This window comes from Methanosarcina sp. MTP4, assembly GCF_000970045.1.
In the GTDB taxonomy this organism is placed as follows: domain Archaea; phylum Halobacteriota; class Methanosarcinia; order Methanosarcinales; family Methanosarcinaceae; genus MTP4.
Genome location: NZ_CP009505.1, coordinates 1,372,562 through 1,388,656, shown reverse-complemented (window position 1 = coordinate 1,388,656; position 16,095 = coordinate 1,372,562). Strand labels below are relative to the sequence as shown.

The following is a 16,095-nucleotide window of genomic DNA, read 5'->3' as shown; positions in this document are numbered from 1 at the left end:
AACCGCTATACGGAAATGTTCTGCATTTTGTCCAAATGACAAATCATCTTCATTTTTCAAATAAACCTAATACATATTATTATTTGTTGGATTCTATAAATAATGTCAGTTTCGAATTAGAAATCGGTATCCAAAAGAAAACCGGATATTTTCAAGAAAAGTTCGCAAAAAAGTAAAGTGGAATCGGAAAAGAAAAGAAAAGAAGAGAAAAAAAGAGAAAAAAAGAGAAAAGAAGAGAAGAGAAGAGAAAAAAAGAGAAAAGAAGAGAAGAGAAAAAAAGAGAAAAGAAGAGAAGAGAAGAGAAAAAAAGAGAAAAGAAGAGAAGAGAAGAGAAAAAAAGAGAAAAGAAGAGAAGAGAAGAGAAAAGAAGAGAAGAGAAAAAAAGAGAAAAGAAGAGAAAAGAAGAGAAAAGAAGAGAAGAGAAGAGAAGAGAAGAGAAGAGAAGAGAAGAGAAGAGAAGAGAAGAGAAGAGAAGAGAAGAGAAGAGAAGAGAAGAGAAGAGAAGAGAAGAGAAGAGAAGAGAAGAGAAGAGAAGAGAAGAGAAGAGAAGAGAAGAGAAGAGAAGAGAAGAGAAGAGAAGAGAAGAGAAGAGAAGAGAAGAGAAGAGAAGAGAAGAGAAGAGAAAAAAAGAAAAATTGAAAGGATAAAGAAGAAACGAAGGGATAAAGAAGAAACGAAAGGAAGAGAAAAAAGGAAGAGAAAAAAAGGAAGAGAAAAGAAAAAGACCTTTTTTCCTTTCATTCCCCGAGCTTGAGAGCACCGTGGGGGCACATCTTGATGCACATCCCACACTGGATGCACTTCTTTTCATCAACGCAGAGGCTCCAGTCTTCGTCAAAGGAATAGACTTTCATGGGGCAGACCGAAATGCAGGCTCCGCATTCCACGCATTCCTCCTCATCGCGGGTGATGGGCCGGTCAAGCACGGCGACTACTGCTCCTTTGGATTCCAGCGCCTTCTTGATCCTGTTGAACTGGGAATCTTTTACGTCGGCTATCAGTTCCCCGTAAGTCGAGTCTATGTTTGCGACCATGATATTCAGGAGGACTTTGGTCTCGACCATTGACTCGGCAATGATGGGATCCTGGATCTTATCGGTGGGGATGATGATCTTAATCTTCATGCTCAGTACCTCCTTGCCAGGAGCTTGCTTATGTTGTCGCTGGTAATTATTCCCAGGACGCGCATCTGGGTATCAACCACTGGCATCGCAGAAACGCCGTAGCGGTCAAGCCTGCGGGCTGCCAGGTCCACGGGTTCGTTCGGGGCACAGGAAAGCACCTTTTTAGTCATGATGCTTTCAACGGAGTCGAAACGGTTTTCTGCAACCGCTTTGGAAACGTCCCAGGCGGTCACGAGCCCCACGAGTTCGCCGCTGTCCGAGATAACGGCCACGTGGTTAAAGGAGTTTTCCCAGATCTTTTTTGCGACGTCCTGAACTGTCTGGTCCTTCTTTATGGTAACGATAAAGTCCGACATGACGTCTTTTACCAGCGGGACTGCCTGGGTCTGTTTCATGGGCTTGACCTTGCTGTCCCTGGCGAGCCTTTCCACAGGCATGCTCAAGAAGAATTTCCCGTGCTTGACCCATTCCTTCAGTTCGTTGGAAATCTTCCGCGCGTTTTTGAAACTGGACATCGAAGAGGTGAGGACTTCCCGACCCTGGATTTCCACCGAACCCGAGCGTAGTTCGGCATAGTTTGCTTCCCTGATCATGGGTTTGTCCCTGCTGCCTGCCCCGTAGTCGAGAATTTCGGTTACCAGGTCCTCATCGCGCACGGCAGTGGATGCTGCCAACTTTTCATTGAGAATAGGGATAGGAATTCCGATTCCCATGTAGAGGGTAGCCCCATACCCGGTAAAAGAGGCAGCCCGTACGTAGTCCGGGCTCATATCCTTCAGGTCCCCCCGCAGCATAAGAGTCCCGAAACCGCTGTTGGGGGAGTGCTGGGTCCCATTTCCTATAACATAGCCCTGAGCTCCCCCCATGAAGATCCTGGTGCCCATACCGATAGTCTGGTATTCGGGGTCATTGGAGAGGGGAGAAAGCACACCAGCCCCGGAATAGGTTACGTTTCCGAACTTGGGAAGGAGTTCTCCCATGTAAGTGTGAAGAATCCGCTTTGAGCTGTTTGTTGCAGCCGCGTATTTCTGGTAAGCATTCCGGGGGTTAAGAAGGAAAGCCTCATTTAAGTCTTCGAGAGTGATGGAAGTGTCAAGGACTTTCCTGGGATAGCAGTCTGTCCCGTAGGAGGTGGCATGCACATTGATTTCCTTTCCCCGAAGGAGGTCTTCAATGACATGGGCTCCGCCATACTGGATCCCCCTGACGTCCGAGTTCTGGGCTGCCCCGAGGTAAGCGTCCACGGCTGCGACTCCGCTGTATGCCTCCACGTCGTTGAACCACATTTTCTGAATTTTGATAGGAGGCTCGGAATGTCCAAGGTTCAGCATCAGGCCCGAAGAACACATTGCTCCGAATGTGCCTGTGGTGACCACATCCACTTCCTTTGCCGCACCTTCCGCGCCGAGTTCTTCCACAATTCCGACCATTTCCTCGGCTGTGACGACATTGACGCTTCCGTCCTCAATTTTTTTATTTATCTCTTGAACCGATTTTTCAACCATGCAGGTATCCTCATTTTAGAAATTTATATGAATTGTAATAATTACCGGAATTATATATTACTTGTGATAATCTCGAAGTAACATCTTTTTCAGGAGAGAAACTGCTACTCCCGGAAAAGACAGGCTGCATTCAAATATTTAAATTCCGCCACTGAATCAGATAATTAGAAGTTATTTTTTAATAAGATATATATTACTTGTGGTAATCGAACATATATTCTGAAAGGACCTCTTACTGAAGGGCAAGTGAAACCTTTAAAAAACCATACCCAAATACTAAAAGCTCAATCAATATATATAAGAGCATAAACAATTGTTTTTCCGTATTTCTACAAACTTAATGTTATTTCATAGATTTTCAAGGTCCTATCACCCGATATGCTTATATCTCTTGATCAGGAGGTCAATGGGAAGGAAATCTAGCTCCTTTTTTCAGTAAATTTCTTATGTTTTAAGGCTATTTACCCGACCCATACTAAAATCAGGTGATCTGTTGACGCGCATACTTGCTACAGGAACCTTTGACATCCTCCATCCCGGGCACGTTTACTTCTTAAGCCGGGCCAGGGCACTGGGAGATGAGCTTTATGTCATTGTTGCCCGGGACTCCAACGTGACCCACAAGCCAAAACCGATCGTGCCCGAGGAACAGAGGCTGGAAATGGTAAGTGCCCTCGAGACAGTGGACAGAGCCATCCTCGGCAGTGAAAACGATATGTTCGAACCCCTTAAGAAGATCAAACCCGACATCATTGCCCTGGGCTATGACCAGCGCTTCGATTCCGAAGCCCTCGAGCAGGAACTTAAAAAACGGGGGCTTCCTGCGAAAGTTGTGAGGATCTCTTTTTCCAGGGAATGTCCTCTCTGCAGCACCGGAGCAATTATAAAAGAGGTCCTTAAAAGGTACGTGTGACGAAGCCACTACCGTTAAAACACCCGTAATGAAAAAACCTGATAAAAACTTTTTTCCAGGCTTCTTTTTTTAAAAATTCAGTAAAACCATTAAAAGTCGAACCATTAAAGGTCGAACCATTAAAGGCAAAACCATTAAAGGCAAAACCATTAAAGGTAAAAACTCTGGAAGCCCTCCAAATAGATAGGACTTCCAGGCAAATAAGACCTTAAGATAGAACCTTAAGATAGAACCTCAGGAAAATACCTTTTCCATCCTTTCGAGAGCTTCACTGATCCGGTCGACTGAAGTTGCATAAGAAATCCGTAGGAAGTTCTCACCGGAAGGCCCAAAGGCGATTCCAGGAGTTACGGCCACGTGGGCTTCTTTTAAGAGCTTTTCTGCCACTTCGGTCCCGCTTCCGAATTCACTAACGTCGGCAAAGGCATAGAAAGCCCCTTCTGGTTTTTTGCAGTTGAAACCGAGATTGTTCAGGCCGTCTATAAGGATATCACGGCGCATTCTGAAACGATCCACCATTTCCGTGACCTTGTCCTGGGGCCCCTGCAGAGCTTCAAGGCCTCCGTACTGGACAAAGGTAGTGGCACTGCTTACGGAATGGGACTGGATCTTCTGGAGAAGCTTCAAAATCTCCGGCGGGGCGGTAAGGTAACCGAGCCTCCAGCCTGTCATTGCATAAGCCTTGGAGAAGCCGTTTACCGTGATGGTCCTGTCCTGCATACCCTCGAGGCTGCCAATGCTAATGTGCTCGCGGTCATAGATGATTTTCTCATAGATCTCATCGGAAACAACCAGAAGGTCGTGGTCGATGGCGAGATCGGCAATACACTTCAGGGTTTTCTTTCCGAAAACTCCACCGGTGGGATTTCCCGGAGTATTTGCCACGATAAGCTTTGTTTTGTCGGTGATGTACTCGGAAAAATCCTCAGGGATGAAACCTTTTTCAGGAGTTGTGGGGACCCAGACCGTGTCCGCTCCGGCAAAACGGATGCAGGCATCATAGGTTACCCAGGCGGGATCAAATAGGAGGGCCTCGTCTCCGTCAGCAAGAACCCCCATCATAATCTCGAAAATCGCCTGCTTTGCTCCCGGGGTTACGAGCACTTCTGCCTCGGTTACATCGAGTTTGTTTTCCGTCCTCAGCTTTTCGGCAATGGCTGTCCGGAGTTCCGGTATACCCGCAGAAGGGGCATAATGGGTCATGCCTTCGTACATGGCCTTTGCCGCAGCATCGCAAATATTTTTAGGAGTGTTGAAATCCGGCTCTCCCAGGCTGAAGTTAATGACGTCTACTCCATCTTTTGTCATTCGGTTTGCAATATTGGAAATCCTGATCGTTGCGGATTCTTCTACACGCTTGAGCCTTGCTGAAGTCATGGGAATGTTCCTGTATTTTCCATTTTGCTATTTACGGCTTTGCCGGGCTTTACAGCCGCCGGACCAGCTTCACGGCAGCTTCGACTGCTCGCTTTGCATAGTCCACACGCTGATGGGCTTCCATCCGGGTCATGCCGGGCCCGGGGATCCCCAGGGTCACGGGTTTGTTAAACTCAAGGGAAAGGTCCATGATCTTCCGGGCAGCATGCTGAATGACCACCTCGTCGTGCTTGGTTTCCCCTTCGATAACTGACCCGATGGTGACCACGGCGTCGATATCTTCCCTCTGGCAGAGTTTCTTGATTGCAAGAGGCATGTCAAAGACCCCGGGCACGAGGATTGTCTCTTTAACGCTTGCCCCCAGGAATTCGGCGTGTTCTCTTCCAAGCAGTTCCATCTGATAGGTCAGATCCCTGTTAAATTCAGCTACCACAAATCCTAGGCTGATACTCATCTGTAAAGGTCTCCGGTCTTGTTTTTACCTAAAATAATTAATTGCGTCACATCCTCAAAGGACCCGCATCTTCGAAACCCTGCCTCTGACCGGTGCCTGCTTCCCGAACCAGTTTTTCAGGCTTGAAGAGCAGTTTTATCACGTTTAGGGCATGTTCCCGGGTCCGCCTGTCCATCAGGAAGGCGAGTTCCTTTTCGTCTGCACCCTCATCTTCGTGGACGAAGACTTCAATGATATGGGTGTTGGTCATAAGTTGTGCCAGGATAAGGCCCTGAGAAGCTTCATGGGCGCAGACCTTATCCTTTTCCTGGGCTCCGGGCATGCCAAGGGCCATGACGATATCACAGCCTTCCTCTTCAATTAGTTTCTTGGCTGTTACAGGCAGGTCCTTGATCCCCGGCACAGTTACCCGCTTTATTTTCACGGAAACATTCTTCTGGATCTCGTCGATTGCCGCGCGTCCCATGTCATAGCGCGCAAACGTAGTATCTGCAATTCCTATAGTGGGCATGTTTATCCCGATGGAAATTATGAGGTTATGGCGTTTGTTTTCTGGGTATTCCTGAAGGTTTATAGACTTTACCTTATAGGTCTGCCCCTTCGCTTCAAAGTTTGTCGATATCAGAGTTTGTCGATAACACTGTTTGCGGCTTCGACTCCTGCCCCAAGGCCGTCCAGGTAACCCCGCTTCTTCAGCACGATTTCCAGGCCCTGAATAGTGGAAAGGACGTCCCTGGCAGTTACGTTGCCCATGCTACCGACCCTGAAGATCTTACCTTTAAGGTGGGCCTGACCGCCGGCAACGATAATCCCTCGCTTCTTCATGTCGCCTTTGATATCTTCCCCGTCAATTCCCTCGGGAGCTTTCATGGCAGAAACCGTGTTTGAGTACTGGCTGTACTCGTTGAGCTGCGGGAACATCTCAATATTCATATCGGCAACACCGGCCCTAACGGCTTCGGAAAGCACCCTGTGCCTGTTGATCCTGGCTTCCATGCCTTCTTCCTTTACGATGTGCAGGGCTTCCTGCAGTGCATAGAAGAGGGGGATCGCCGGTGTGTAGGGAGTTTCGGTGCGGGCTTTGTCTCCGCTCTTTTTATATGCTTTGAGGTCATTGTAGTATGGTCTTTTCTTTACATCATTCATGACTTCGAAAGCTTTTTCACTCACTGAGACCATTGCAAGCCCGGGGGGAGCTGCAAGGCACTTCTGAGAACCCACGACTGAAATGTCAACACCCCATTCATCGACCTTTACCTCATCCCCGCCAAGGGAAGTCACACCGTCCATGATAAAGAGGGCATCATGCTTTTTGGCAAGCTTGCCGATTTCCGCAGCCGGGTTAAGGATACCGGCAGAAGTTTCGTTATGGACGAGAGTTATTGCCTTTGCCCCTGCTTCGAGTTTCTCCTTGACAAGTTCCAGGTCAACGGAAGTACCCCATTCGAATTCCAGGGGTACGACTTCTCCGTAGAGAGCTGCAAGGTCTTTGAAACGCTCCCCGAACTTCCCGTTTTCGATGGCCACAACTTTGTCCCCGCTTTCAACCACGGAGCCAACAGCCGCCTCCATCCCTGCGGTACCCGAGCCGCTGATGACAAAGATGTCGTTCTTTGTCTGGTAAACGTCGGCAAGGATTTCCCGGCAGTCGTCATAGATAGCCGCAAATTCCGCACTTCTGTGGTTGATCATCGGTTTTGACATGGCTCTCAGGACCCTGGGGGCAACTGGTACAGGCCCGGGCATCATGAGAAGGGTATCTTCCAGATCCATATATTCTATGCTCCAAAATTTTTAAAAATTTAAATGGGTTTCGATTAATTTTTTAAGCTTTAAATGTTCTGAACCTTTTCATTATACCTTCCGGCACATATGAACCGGTTCTAATTAACGATTACTTACTTGAAGTTCCTGATAAATTATTCCTGATAAATTATTCCTGATAAGTTATTCCGGATAAATAATTCCCTGGAAGTTGTTTCAGATAAATTATTCCCGGGAAGTTGTTACTAATAATTTGTTTCAGATAATTTCAGTTCTAAGTTCAATTCTAGTATATAATCGTGTGCTTTCCACTGCCATACTCTGCTTAAACCCTTTGTTTATTCATGAACAATCAGAGGAAGTTGGTATCAACCTTGAAGGAGTCTCATGACGTCGTGCTTTGTCACGACCCCTACAACCTTACCCTTTTCGACAACCAGCACGGCAGGATTCCCCTCCAGGATATGGGAAACAACCGAAATTGAAACCCCGGGAGAAACTGCAGGGAAAGAGTCCTCCATCATGTCCAGGACCTTCATCTGGGAGATGGACTTCTTTTTACTCTCACCCATCAACTTTACAATTATGTCTTCCGAAATGCTTCCAACGGGGATGCCCTTGTCCAGGACAGGGATCTGTGAAAAACCATATGCATGCATGAGGCTTACCACCTCTTCTACCGAATCTTCAGGAGAAACATTGATGACAGGAGAGTGCATCAGGTCCCTGATAATGATCTGCCGTTCCTTTTCAGCTTCATCAAAAGCTACGAGGATTTTCCTGACCGTCGAAAGCCTGGGGTCCACATCTCCCGATTCTATGCGTGCTATGAGAGGCTGGCTTACTCCTGCCCTTTTCGCCAGGTCGCTCTGGGTAAGTCTGAGCTCATTCCTCCTTTTTTTAAGATCTTCGGGTGTTGGAAGCTGCATACATATTACCGATAGTAATTATGCTATTTAACGTGATTGGTTAACGTAATTTAGAGAGTTTGTATATAAGGAGCAGCTATGCCCCGAACCCCATTTCGAAGGAAAATCCAATAAAAATATTATTTGGGAAATGAGCAGTCTTCAAATATGTTAGGACAAACAATGCCAAAAAGAAACAGTGATAAAAAGAGAAAGAAACAGAAAGAGTGCAAAAATAAAAGGGAGTATAAAAAAATATGAGAAAATATAAAAAGAGTGAAAAATAAAGAAGAGTACAAAAATAGTCCACATGAAGGCGAAACAGGACGCTTCAGGCAGAATTATTTTCAGCCAGAATTATTTCCAACATAATTAGTTCCAACATAATTATTTTCAGGCATAATACGGGCTTTCGATTTCTTTTGACTTTTTGGTCCTGAGTTCCCCTTTTATTGCTTCGTAGTATTTCATGGTGTCCGGAGTGACCGAGGGGCCTGTTTCCCTGACAGCTTTCAGGAAATGTCTTTGCCAGACATTCCGGGCGTGGATATCTTCCCTGAGGGCAAACCTCCCGGCTTTTTTGCAAACTGCTGCGATATCTGCCCCTGTGTACCGGTCAGTCAGGGATACAAGTTCCTCCGGGTCAACATCCTCTGCAAGGGCCATCTTTTTCATGTGGACCTTAAAGATCTCTCGCCTGGCCCCTTCATCAGGGACAGGGACCATGATGAGTTCGTCAAAGCGGCCCGGGCGAAGGAGAGCGGGATCAATGATATCCGGCCTGTTGGTTGCGCCGAGCACGACGACACTCCTGAGCTCTTCGAGCCCGTCCATCTCTGACAGGAGCTGGTTCAGGATCCTGGCCGTAACCTGGGGTTCCCCTGCATAAGCCCCCCTGATGGGAGCAAGAGAGTCAAGCTCATCCAGGAACACGATCGACGGGGCAACCTGCCTGGCCCGCATGAAGACTTCGGCAATCCGCTTTTCGGACTCCCCGTACCATTTGGAGAGCAGGTCACTTCCCTTGGCTGTGATGAAGTTCGCATCGGACTCGTGGGCGATGGCTTTTGCGATAAGGGTCTTTCCAGTGCCAGGCGGACCGTAGAGAAGCACTCCTTTGGGAGCCTCTACCCCTATAGTCCGGAAGGAATCGGGGTGTTTAAGCGGCCATTCCACGGCTTCTTTTAAAAGACATTTTACTTCATCAAGCCCGCCCACATCGTCCCAGCTGACGTTGGGGACCTCAATCAGGATTTCCCGGATAGCGGAAGGCTGGACGTCTTTCATGGCTTCTTCAAAGTCATCCCTCAGTACCTGAAGAGAATCAAGGATCTCTTTCGGGATTTCGGGTTCCTTCAGGTTGATTTTAGGCAGGATCCGGCGAAGGGCACTCATAGCCGCTTCCCGGCAAAGCGCCGCAATATCCGCCCCCACGAAGCCATAGGTTATCTGGGCAAGGCTATTGAGGTTTACGTCGTCGGTAAGAGGCATGCCCCTGGTATGGATCTGGAAGATCTCGAGCCTGCCTTCGGTATCCGGGACCCTGAGCTCTATTTCCCGGTCGAACCTTCCGGGGCGGCGCAGCGCCATGTCCAGGGCTTCGGGACGATTGGTTGCTCCGATCACGATCACGTTCTTTCGGCTCTTGAGCCCGTCCATCAGGGAAAGGAGCTGCGCGACCACTCTCCTCTCGACTTCCCCCGTTACCTCGGCCCGCTTGGGAGCGATGGAATCGATCTCGTCAAGGAAGATGATAGCAGGAGCGTTCTTTTCAGCCTCGTCAAAGATCTCCCGGATCCTCTGTTCGGATTCCCCGTAATACTTGGACATGATTTCCGGGCCGTTGATGGAGATGAAGTAGGCGTCGGACTCATTTGCCACTGCCTTTGCAAGCATGGTCTTCCCGGTCCCGGGTGGCCCGTGGAGGAGCACGCCCTTGGGAGCATCGATCCCGAGCCTGTCAAAGAGTTCGGGGTGTTTCAGGGGCAGTTCAATCATTTCCCTGACCTTGGATATGGCATCCTTGATCCCGCCCAGGTCTTCGTACATTACAGTAGGGATGGTCTGTTCCGGAGGAATCTCCACTGCCTCGGGGAGGAGTTCGATGTCGGTCATTTCCGTGATCTTCACGATCCCCGGAGGAGAAGTCGAAACCACCTGCAGCTTTATTTCCCCAAGCCCGAATGACGGACCAAAATCCGGGCCGAAAAAGTCCTGGAAAAAGTCCTCGAACATGAGCCCCTTGCTGTACATATCCCTGTCCGGAGACCTCCGAAGACTCGTGGTGGAGATAAAGTCCCCTTTTGAAACCGTGCGGTTCATAAAGACAGCTCCCAGGGCCTCGCTTGGGGCATAAATCTGCATCCCTTTTGTTACGGGAGACAGGGTCACATGCTTTGCTTCCTTCCACTCCGCTTTCAGGAGTTCCACATATTCCCCGATACTGGTCTTTGCGTTTGTGCGGATAAGCCCGTCCATACGGATGAGGTCAAGCCCCGCATCACCTGGATACGAACGCCCGACCAGGGCAGAGGTTGTTTTGCCTCCCCGAATTTCCACAACGTCAAAGGGCTTGAGTCCCAGCTTTTCCCTGAAAGCTTCGTCGATGCGGACAATGCCCTTTCCAACATCTCGCTGGTCTGCTTCCGCAACCTTCAGCTTGATCGAATTTTCGTCCTCGCCAGTCAAATAATACCCCCCGTTCCCGGAAATTAATGATTTTCAGTTTTGGATATGCACCCGGATATGCGCCTGAATATGTACCCCCAACTGCCTTCCTCTCAAAACGTCGGCTGTACCTTCAGTTCCCCTCGCACCGTAGGCCATACCTTCAGTTCCCCTCGCACTGTTGGCCGTACTTTCAGCGTTCCCTCGCAAGGACGGCCGTGCATTCAGTCACTGACCTTCCTGGCCTCTTCATCAAGCTCCTTCAGGTTGGTTGGGATCGGGTTTTCCTTGAGGAACTTTGCAAAGTGCGCCAGGTTGTGGACCATGTACCGCACCGTCCTGTTGGTATAAAGGTGCCTGTCCCCCCCGGCTTCGATGTAACTCGGACCCGGCCCGGCATCGCCCACCCAGTAACAGTCCACATTCGGAGGAATGACGCAGCCCAGGTGCGTCAGGTTAAAGAGCGTGTTTGCAGAAACATCATGCGCCCCATCCTCATTTCCGGTCACAATGACCCCCCCGACCTTGCCGTAAAGCGGGTACTGCCCTGTCACGGGGTCCCCGTCCGCATATGTCCCGTCAAGCCTTTCCAGGACCATCTGGCAAACCGAGGAACGCACCCCGAACCAGATTGGCGACGCAATGACGAGAATATCGCAGGTCTTTACTTTTTCAAGAATATGCGGCCATTCGTCTCCCTCCCCTTCGTCGGACGAAACCCCGAAAGCTACCTTATGGTCGATAACCCTGATTACTTCGCTTTCTACCCCGAGCTCCCCGAAAAGGCCCACCGCTTTGTCAATGAGTGCCCTGGTGTTGGAGGTCTGAGGTGACTTTTTCAGAGTGCAGTTCAAAAAAAGTGCCTTAATCGCCATAATAGTATGATTTCGGACTGCCGTTATATATACGGGGTCGGATGATTGTTCAGGAATACTGTTTATGAAACACCCAATACATTTTTTGACAACTCCGGAAAACGAAAAACGGAAAACTGGGTAAGAAGGAATAAAAAGGAAATTAAATCAGAAAGGAAAAAACAAAAGAAACGGAAAAAACAAAAGAAAGAAAATAAAAAAGGGGACAAGAGAAAGATATTTTATAACCTTATCTCCTTTGCCATTTCCTGAAAGACCTTTCCTTTTTCGGTGGTTATGAAAAGCCCGTCTTCATGTTTGATGAGTTCTTTTTCCTTCAACATTTCCAGATACTTCTGAGCAATGTTGAAATTCAGATTTACTTCATAGACTATATGTGTCTTCTTTGCTCCGTTAGTTGCCACTCTCAAAATATCGACAGCAATATCAGTCCTGCTTCTCCTCTTAATACTAATACCCCCCATACGTAGAAAAATTATATTTGTAAGGAACTTTAACATTGAAAACTATATTTTGATGAATCTTAGTGTATGTAACTAAGATTCTTATTGTTAATCGTTTTGCTTACTATATAACATTATCAGTGTGATATAAAAAAATAAGTATGTAAAATGAAAATTTCTAACGCCAATAACTTCAGGTCACCCGCTATGCAAAACTAAAATTACTGTCCCAAAAAAGCACACAAAACTGTTACAATAGAAAAAGATAGTTCAAAAAAACCAATAGGAAGAGAACACTCTATTAAAAAACGTACATATTTAAAAGGATATGGGCCCGCTGAGATTCGAACTCAGGATCCCCGCCGTGTAAAGGCGATGTCATAACCGTCTAGACCACGAGCCCATCTGGAGTGTGAATCATTTTCGGAAGATTACTCCTCAAATGCAACTCCAAAATGTCATTAGTTATATATATGTGTTTTGATAGCCGAGGATATTCAGTAAAATTAATTCAAAGAGATGCCCGTCTCACATTCAACAGGCTAAAACGTTTAAACCGTGAGTCCTGAAAAATATTTGAAAAAATTTCAGCATATTAAAGTCGGAAAAATCTATTTTTTCAAGCAGAAATTGAGATTGTAAGTTCAATCGACCTCAGGCATTAAACCATAAAATATTTATATCAGAATTGCGTGAAAGGATAATTGTGAGCGGGTCTCTAATTTTGTAAGATAACCCCAACCCCCCAACACCCCCAATTCATACTCCCCAACCCGCTCACACTGATTATTATTACGGAAAAAACCTTCTTTTGCATAAAATACTTTTTACCATAGCTTATTTTGTACATGTGCTATCGGACCATATACCGTTTTGCAATCTTCACGCATCATTTCACACATAAGTTTGTTTCCTTACTATTTACCCTTACTATTTACCCTTACTATTTATCCTACTGTTCGTCCCTTAAAATTCATCCGGATATATAGCTGTAAACATTCCCGGCATATTACTACTTTTACATACCTTTTACCACTCCTGGCGTGTTTTCTGCTTGTCAGATCTGATAAACACAGGAGTACGTGCCCTACAGAATTTCATAAAGACTGTGAGGAAAGTATGTCACCGAAGAGAAGGAGGAAATATAGAAAAAATATATATATTAAAATAGGACTGCCAGTTCCATTAATAAGAGATTTTGTATGGGATCACCTTAAAAAGAGCTCATGAAAAACGGAATTTCATTAATATTCGATATATCGCCAGTTAGTATAAATCAAGGCATATATATTAGAAAACTATATATATGATGAGATATTACAGAAGACTTAGTGAGCGGGTCTGTTTTTACAGTATAACCCCCAACTCATATCCCCCAACTATTCCCCAACTATTCCCCCAAACACCAAGCCCGCTCACTAATCCCTTTCATTTCTTTCCATTATTCACAAATCTCTTCTTCATGCATCATTTCTTCATTTTTTCTCTTCCTAATCTCTCTTTCAATTTATCCCTCGTTCTTCCCTTATACCCACAAGTAGCTATGTTCGATTTCCGAATATTTCCCGAACCCTCGGAATCATTCATTTGCAATCCAAATCCTGAAATTTTTCGAAAACGACCCATGAAAACCGACATCATGGTTATCCACCATTTTGGAAATCAACTAAGTATACAATACATTATCTGCATAGCCAAAAATATGTTTTAATATATAAAAAAAGTATTTATAAGTCGGTTTCGATATACCATATTAGTGAGCGGAGAACATACCCCCACTTCCCAAGAATTCCCCAAACTTCTTTCTTCTTTTAAGTCAACCCCCAAAAAATCCGCTCACTTATTATCCATGTCGGTGTTATGTGGTTTTTAACTTTCAGGCGAGAAGTATTCTTCCTCGACTCCAAAAGAAGCAAGGAGGAGTAGTCCACCAAGGGTAGTAGTCCATCAAGGGTAGAAATGATAAATAAAAACTTTTTCCCGGCCCCCCAAGCTGTCAGTAAGCTGCTGGCAAACCTGTAAAAATCCGGGTTGAGAAAACAGTTAGAAAACTAAAAATCCGGATATAAATACAGATAAACCCATAAGGAAAAGAATAAAGCCGCTTAAAAAGCGGCATAAAAACGACTTAAAAATCAAAAAGCGTTTTCTGAGTTTTTTGCTCAGGTTTTTTTGGCTCCCCTTTAGATTCAGCTGCTTCTTCCGAAGAGACAGGATCTAAGGGAAGGTTTTCTTCTTGAGATTCTTCTGCTTGCACTTCTGCGGAAACCTCTCCTGGCACTTCTGTGGGTACCTCTGTGGGTACTTCTGTGGGTACTTCTGTGGGTACTTCTGTGGGTACTTCTGTGGGTACCTCTGTGGGTACCTCTGTGGGTACCTCTGTGGACACTTCTGTGGACACTTCTGCGGGTACTTCTGCAGGTACCTCTCCTGGCACTTCTGTGGGTACCTCTGTGGGTACTTCTGCGGGTACCTCTGTGGGCACTTCTGATTCTATTTTACCGGACTTCGTCGCACTGTCCTGAATACTATCAAACCCGAAATCCAGCGTTCTTTGCTTTCTATCCGAACTGACGGGAGCCGTTGTTTCGGTTATTTCGGTTGTTTCGGAAGAAACAGCCTCTTTTCCGGATATTTCGGCTTCGGAAAAGAAACCGGGAGTTTTTAGTTTGGTTCCGGCAGGCTTGAATGCAGGGTTTTTTTGCCGGCCTCCTGCAGCAACCGGGGGTTTGAAGAACTCAGCCTCTTCCCGGCTCCCGAAGGCTGCCTGCAGTTCCCGGGCGTCATCATAAATTTTCTGGAGCTTTTTGCTTGCTTTTTTGCTTCCGGTAAGATACATCAGTTCTTCGATTTCAAGGCCAAGCCCGGCAGTCACGTCCACGGCAGAGGCTTCGTCTTTTGCCATCATGGAATAAAGCCCGAGCAGGTTGCTCCTGGAATAGTGCATTGACTCCAGGCAGTGTTCCCCTATCTTCGAAGCAATATTATCCCGCATGTTCCTGGTCGCCCGGGTCTGTCCAAGCCGCCTCCAGACCGAAGGCTGCTGGTACTTGATAAAGCCCCTGTAAGACCTCGACTTTGCAAGGGAAGTCCCGCAGACCATGAGGTTGCTGGCATACCTCCACATCCGGTAGTTCTGGCGCTTCTTTACGCGCCCAAGATAGAGATCGGCTCTTGAGAGGTAGCTGTAACCGGTCCTGATATCTTCAAGGTCCCCACCTTCTCCCGCATACTGGACAGGCAGGTTCTCATCGATCCAGTGCACCAGGTCTTCGGGGCTCTCGTCAAGGCCATATGTGGCTTCAAGGGCTTTTTTCGGGTCCGTGCTTTTGAAGATCTTCTGCATCGCCTTGAAAATATTTTCCTTTACGTCCCGCTCGCCTGTGCTGACATCCTCGGCTTCGATAATCTCCCTGCCGCTGGCCGCGGCCTGGAGGTCGTTTACGGCACTGCGCAGGTCTCCTCCGGCACTTTCCGCAATCTTCAGGACAGCCTCGGGGCTGCACTGGAGCTCCTCTCCATCACAGATCCTTCTCAGGGCAGGGACAATGGACCGGCTCTGCACGCCCAGGAACTTGATTTCCAGGCAGAGGTTCCGGATCGTCGGGGTGAGCCCGTAGAGGTCATTTGCAATAAGCACAATCGGCTGCTGCGTATTTTTAATTATCCCCGAGACCGCCCGCATCCCGCCGCGGTCCGAGCTCCCGTGGATATTGTCCGCCTCGTCCAGGATGATCAGGCGCTTTCCACCGAAAAGGGAATTCATGGAAGCCGCAGAACCCGCAACCTTCTCAATGACTCCTGCCGTCCTCTGGTCGCTTGCATTAAGCTCGATCGCCTCCCAGCCAAAGTCCCGGGCAAGGGCATGAGCACTGGAAGTCTTCCCTATCCCTGCAGGCCCGTACAGGATCACAGCCCTCTTCTCAGGGATACCCTCGAGCCACTCCTCGGCCCAGCTCCGGAAATCATGCACTGCCTTCTTGTTCCCCACGACATCCGCGAGGGTCGAGGGGCGGTATTTTTCAGCCCATTCGATTGCTGCCGTCATTTTCAACCATACCAGTA

At 47.4% G+C, this 16,095-nt stretch carries 13 protein-coding genes and 1 tRNA gene; 2 read left to right on the top strand and 12 right to left on the bottom strand.

Going from position 1 to position 16,095, the window contains the following annotated elements; all coding sequences use genetic code 11:
- The first annotated feature begins 177 nt into the window (after window positions 1-177).
- Window positions 178-639 (top strand): hypothetical protein, encoded by a 462-nt coding sequence (locus MSMTP_RS05875; protein ID WP_052718295.1) that lies wholly within the window; start codon window positions 178-180, stop codon window positions 637-639.
- Window positions 640-737: 98 nt separating this feature from the next.
- On the opposite strand, the gene MSMTP_RS05870 is transcribed toward MSMTP_RS05875, so the two are convergent.
- Window positions 738-1,124: a 4Fe-4S binding protein gene (locus tag MSMTP_RS05870; protein ID WP_048178227.1), complete on the bottom strand. Its 387-nt coding sequence runs from the start codon at window positions 1,122-1,124 to the stop codon at window positions 738-740.
- A gap of 2 nt (window positions 1,125-1,126) precedes the next feature.
- Window positions 1,127-2,629 carry an L-aspartate semialdehyde sulfurtransferase gene (locus tag MSMTP_RS05865; protein ID WP_048178226.1) on the bottom strand — a complete coding sequence of 501 codons (1,503 nt, stop codon included), beginning with the start codon at window positions 2,627-2,629 and terminating at the stop codon, window positions 1,127-1,129.
- Window positions 2,630-3,101: 472 nt separating this feature from the next.
- Between MSMTP_RS05865 and MSMTP_RS05860 the strand changes: the two genes are divergently transcribed.
- The gene (locus MSMTP_RS05860) at window positions 3,102-3,542 is read left to right on the top strand and encodes an adenylyltransferase/cytidyltransferase family protein (protein ID WP_156153697.1); all 441 of its coding nucleotides are present in this window, start codon (window positions 3,102-3,104) and stop codon (window positions 3,540-3,542) included.
- Window positions 3,543-3,776: 234 nt separating this feature from the next.
- On the opposite strand, the gene MSMTP_RS05855 is transcribed toward MSMTP_RS05860, so the two are convergent.
- From MSMTP_RS05855 to MSMTP_RS05805, 10 genes are all read right to left on the bottom strand, one after another.
- The gene (locus tag MSMTP_RS05855) at window positions 3,777-4,919 is read right to left on the bottom strand and encodes a pyridoxal phosphate-dependent aminotransferase (protein ID WP_048178224.1); all 1,143 of its coding nucleotides are present in this window, start codon (window positions 4,917-4,919) and stop codon (window positions 3,777-3,779) included.
- 49 nt (window positions 4,920-4,968) lie between these two features.
- Complete coding sequence (ribH, locus tag MSMTP_RS05850) at window positions 4,969-5,373, bottom strand: 6,7-dimethyl-8-ribityllumazine synthase (RefSeq protein ID WP_048178223.1); 405 nt, start codon at window positions 5,371-5,373, stop codon at window positions 4,969-4,971.
- Between the two features lie 46 nt (window positions 5,374-5,419).
- The gene (ribC, locus tag MSMTP_RS05845; protein ID WP_048178222.1) at window positions 5,420-5,884 is read right to left on the bottom strand and encodes a riboflavin synthase; all 465 of its coding nucleotides are present in this window, start codon (window positions 5,882-5,884) and stop codon (window positions 5,420-5,422) included.
- Between the two features lie 110 nt (window positions 5,885-5,994).
- Window positions 5,995-7,146, bottom strand: coding sequence for an alanine--glyoxylate aminotransferase family protein (locus MSMTP_RS05840; protein ID WP_048178221.1), 1,152 nt, complete (start codon window positions 7,144-7,146; stop codon window positions 5,995-5,997).
- Window positions 7,147-7,505: 359 nt separating this feature from the next.
- Window positions 7,506-8,066 carry a CBS domain-containing protein gene (locus tag MSMTP_RS05835; protein ID WP_048178220.1) on the bottom strand — a complete coding sequence of 187 codons (561 nt, stop codon included), beginning with the start codon at window positions 8,064-8,066 and terminating at the stop codon, window positions 7,506-7,508.
- Window positions 8,067-8,438: 372 nt separating this feature from the next.
- The gene (locus MSMTP_RS05830; RefSeq protein ID WP_048178219.1) at window positions 8,439-10,733 is read right to left on the bottom strand and encodes a CDC48 family AAA ATPase; all 2,295 of its coding nucleotides are present in this window, start codon (window positions 10,731-10,733) and stop codon (window positions 8,439-8,441) included.
- Window positions 10,734-10,936: 203 nt separating this feature from the next.
- Window positions 10,937-11,587 (bottom strand): flavodoxin family protein, encoded by a 651-nt coding sequence (locus MSMTP_RS05825; RefSeq protein ID WP_048178218.1) that lies wholly within the window; start codon window positions 11,585-11,587, stop codon window positions 10,937-10,939.
- Window positions 11,588-11,808: 221 nt separating this feature from the next.
- The gene (locus MSMTP_RS05815; RefSeq protein ID WP_231582930.1) at window positions 11,809-12,051 is read right to left on the bottom strand and encodes a winged helix-turn-helix domain-containing protein; all 243 of its coding nucleotides are present in this window, start codon (window positions 12,049-12,051) and stop codon (window positions 11,809-11,811) included.
- 308 nt (window positions 12,052-12,359) lie between these two features.
- Window positions 12,360-12,433, bottom strand: a tRNA-Val gene (locus tag MSMTP_RS05810).
- 1,725 nt (window positions 12,434-14,158) lie between these two features.
- Entirely contained in the window at window positions 14,159-16,078 is a 1,920-nt protein-coding gene (locus MSMTP_RS05805) for a replication factor C large subunit (RefSeq protein WP_048178216.1), read from the bottom strand.
- Between the last annotated feature and the right edge of the window lie 17 nt (window positions 16,079-16,095).

Excerpts from the sequence above, each read along its gene's own strand:
- MSMTP_RS05815 (WP_231582930.1), bottom strand. The coding sequence starts at position 12,051 with ATGGGGGGTATTAGTATTAAGAGGAGAAGCAGGACTGATATTGCTGTC.
- MSMTP_RS05865 (WP_048178226.1), bottom strand. The coding sequence starts at position 2,629 with ATGGTTGAAAAATCGGTTCAAGAGATAAATAAAAAAATTGAGGACGGA.
- ribC (WP_048178222.1), bottom strand. The coding sequence starts at position 5,884 with ATGCCCACTATAGGAATTGCAGATACTACGTTTGCGCGCTATGACATG.
- MSMTP_RS05825 (WP_048178218.1), bottom strand. The coding sequence starts at position 11,587 with ATGGCGATTAAGGCACTTTTTTTGAACTGCACTCTGAAAAAGTCACCT.
- MSMTP_RS05835 (WP_048178220.1), bottom strand. The coding sequence starts at position 8,066 with ATGCAGCTTCCAACACCCGAAGATCTTAAAAAAAGGAGGAATGAGCTC.
- MSMTP_RS05855 (WP_048178224.1), bottom strand. The coding sequence starts at position 4,919 with ATGACTTCAGCAAGGCTCAAGCGTGTAGAAGAATCCGCAACGATCAGG.
- MSMTP_RS05805 (WP_048178216.1), bottom strand. The coding sequence starts at position 16,078 with ATGACGGCAGCAATCGAATGGGCTGAAAAATACCGCCCCTCGACCCTC.
- MSMTP_RS05870 (WP_048178227.1), bottom strand. The coding sequence starts at position 1,124 with ATGAAGATTAAGATCATCATCCCCACCGATAAGATCCAGGATCCCATC.
- MSMTP_RS05840 (WP_048178221.1), bottom strand. The coding sequence starts at position 7,146 with ATGGATCTGGAAGATACCCTTCTCATGATGCCCGGGCCTGTACCAGTT.
- ribH (WP_048178223.1), bottom strand. The coding sequence starts at position 5,373 with ATGAGTATCAGCCTAGGATTTGTGGTAGCTGAATTTAACAGGGATCTG.